The sequence below is a fragment of the Aeromicrobium sp. PFPM2_SD2 genome (genome assembly GCF_057364525.1).
The window spans coordinates 1-2,297 of record NZ_JBNFNZ010000393.1; the positions used below are offsets into that span (position 1 = coordinate 1).

At 74.5% G+C, this 2,297-nt stretch carries 3 protein-coding genes and 1 pseudogene; 3 read left to right on the forward strand and 1 reads right to left on the reverse strand.

All coding sequences use genetic code 11. The annotated features are described in order from the left end of the window. Positions 1-301 precede the first annotated feature (301 nt). From AC2W7G_RS14095 to AC2W7G_RS14105, 3 genes are read left to right on the forward strand one after another with little or no spacing between them, the layout of a single operon-like run. On the forward strand, positions 302-667 hold the full coding sequence (locus tag AC2W7G_RS14095) for a hypothetical protein (protein ID WP_485868988.1): 366 nt from the start codon (positions 302-304) through the stop codon (positions 665-667). Then, complete coding sequence (locus AC2W7G_RS14100) at positions 660-1,058, forward strand: hypothetical protein (RefSeq protein WP_485868989.1); 399 nt, start codon at positions 660-662, stop codon at positions 1,056-1,058. Before AC2W7G_RS14095 ends, AC2W7G_RS14100 begins: the two co-directional genes overlap by 8 nt. Positions 1,059-1,091: 33 nt before the next feature. Further along, positions 1,092-1,571, forward strand: a complete 480-nt coding sequence (locus AC2W7G_RS14105; RefSeq protein WP_485868990.1) for an SRPBCC family protein — start codon at positions 1,092-1,094, stop codon at positions 1,569-1,571. Between the two features lie 16 nt (positions 1,572-1,587). Here the strand turns inward: AC2W7G_RS14105 and cobA are convergent. Continuing rightward, a pseudogene (gene cobA, locus AC2W7G_RS14110) lies at positions 1,588-2,296 on the reverse strand (uroporphyrinogen-III C-methyltransferase). Between the last annotated feature and the right edge of the window lies 1 nt (position 2,297).

The window sequence follows — 2,297 nt, forward strand, 5'->3', positions numbered from 1 at the left end:
GTCTCGTCGGCGTACGACCAGTCGTGCGTGCGCGCGCGAACCGGCTCGCCCTTGACGAAGCCGCGCCGATCGAGCGCCTCGGCGTCCCAGCCGCGCTCGCGGAGCTCGGCGACGAGGGGGCGGTAGAACGCGGCGGGCACGGCCATGGCCGGCAGGACGAGCACGATCGGGTCGGACATGGGTCCATCATGACAGCAGAACTGTCAGCGTCCGGACCGGATCCGGTGCACGGGCGGTGCGCGCGGGCCGGCGGAGGCGCCGTGGGAGGATGGGCGCCGGTCCGGACGAGGGAGAGCAACACGTGAACGAGGTCGTCGGCTACGCGCTCGCGCTGGCCGCGCTGGTCGTGGGCGCATGGGCCGCGGTGCTCATGGTGCGCGACCGACAGGTCGACAACGCGTACTTCTACGCCACCGCGGCGCTCGAGCTGGCGCTCGTGGTGGCGTTCGTCGCCGGGTGCGTGGCGCTGGGCGGCACGGCCCGCGACGTCGACGGCGTGCTGTTCGTCTCGTACTTCCTGGCCGCCGTGCTGGTGGTGCCCGTCGCCCTGGTCTGGGGCATCGCCGAGAAGTCGCGGTGGGGCACCGGCGTCGTCGTGGTCGCGATGCTGACCGTCGCCGTGCTCATGGTCCGCGTCGTCGACATCTGGAACGGCACCGATGTCTGAGCCCGCTGCCGCGCACGAGACGTCCCACGGCTTCGGCCGCGTGCTCGTGGCGGTCTACGCCGTCTTCGCGCTCGCCGCGACCGCCCGCTCGGCCTACCAGCTGGCCACCGACTTCGAGGCCGCGCCGGTCGCGTACCTGCTCTCGGCGGTGGCCGGCGTCGTCTACGTGCTGGCGACCGTCGCCCTCGCCCGCTCGCTGCGCGGGCTCGCCGCGGTGACCATCGGGTTCGAGCTCGTGGGCGTCCTCGCGGTCGGCCTGCTGTCGCTCCTGGACGACGAGCTGTTCCCGGACGACTCCGTGTGGTCCGGCTTCGGTGCAGGCTACGGGTACGTGCCGCTGCTGCTGCCCTTCGTCGGGCTGTGGTGGCTGCGGCGCACCGCTCGCCGGTAGACGGGGTCGCCGGCCGCACGCAGGGAGGCTCGCATGAGCGTCGAGGGCACCGCCCGCTACCAGCTGCACTCACGCTGGACGCTGCCGACGGACGTCGACCACGCCTGGGACGTCGTGGAGTCGCTGCTCGACTCCGGTGACCCGTTCACGTGGTGGGACGCGGTCACCGTCGAGGGGCACGACGACGCGGGGATGCACGTCGTCACGAGCAGCCACCTCGGGTACGTGCTGCGGTTCGTCCTCACCGACGTGCAGGTGCGCCGGCCCGACCGCGTGACCGTCCGGGCGAGCGGCGACCTGCAGGGCCAGGGCGTGGTGCGCGTGCGTCCGCACGGCGAGGGCAGCGCGATCGAGGTCGACTGGCAGGTCGAGACCACCCGGCGCTGGATGCGGGTCGTCGGACCGGTCGCGCGTCCGGCGTTCGTCGCCGCCCACGCCCAGGTCATGCGTCAGGGGCGCAAGGCGTTCGTGCGCTGGCTGCGCCCGCAGCTGCCCGTCGACGGCTGGGAGTAGGACCCCTTCGGCGGGCTCAGGGAGCGGGGGCCCAGGCGGGGGAGAGCCGCACCACGTCCCCGACGACGGTGATGGCCGGCGACGAGCACCCCACGCGGACCGCCTCGTCGGCGATCGTCTCCAGCGTCCCCACCGTCACCCGTTGCTGCGGCGTCGTGCCGCGCTCGACCACCGCCACCGGCGTGGCCGGCGACCGTCCGGCCGCCACGAGCGCCGCCGCGCTCTCGCGCAGCCGGCGCACCCCCATGAGCAGCACGACGGTGTGCGACGGCTCGGTCGGCAGCGTGTTCAGCTCGTCGTGGCCGGTCAGGACGCTGAAGCCGTTGGCGACGCCGCGGTGGGTGACCGGGATGCCCGCGGCCGCGCACACGGCGATCGCGCTGGTGACGCCGGGGACGACCTCGACCGGGACGCCGGGCAGCCTCGCAGGCCTCGCGCTCCTCGCCGCCGCGGCCGAAGACGAAGGAGTCGCCGCCCTTGAGCCGGACGACGACGCGGCCGGCCCGCGCCCGGTCGACGAGCAGGCGGTTGATCTCCTCCTGCGGCACGGGGTGGTGGTCCGGCTTCTTGCCGACGTCGATGACCTCGACGTCGGGGTCGAGCTCGTCGAGCACGGCGTGCGGCGCCAGGCGGTCGACCACGACGACGTCGGCCTCGGCCAGCAGCCGCCGGCCGCGCGCGGTCAGCAGTCCCGGGTCGCCGGCCCCCGGCCCGACCAGCGCCACC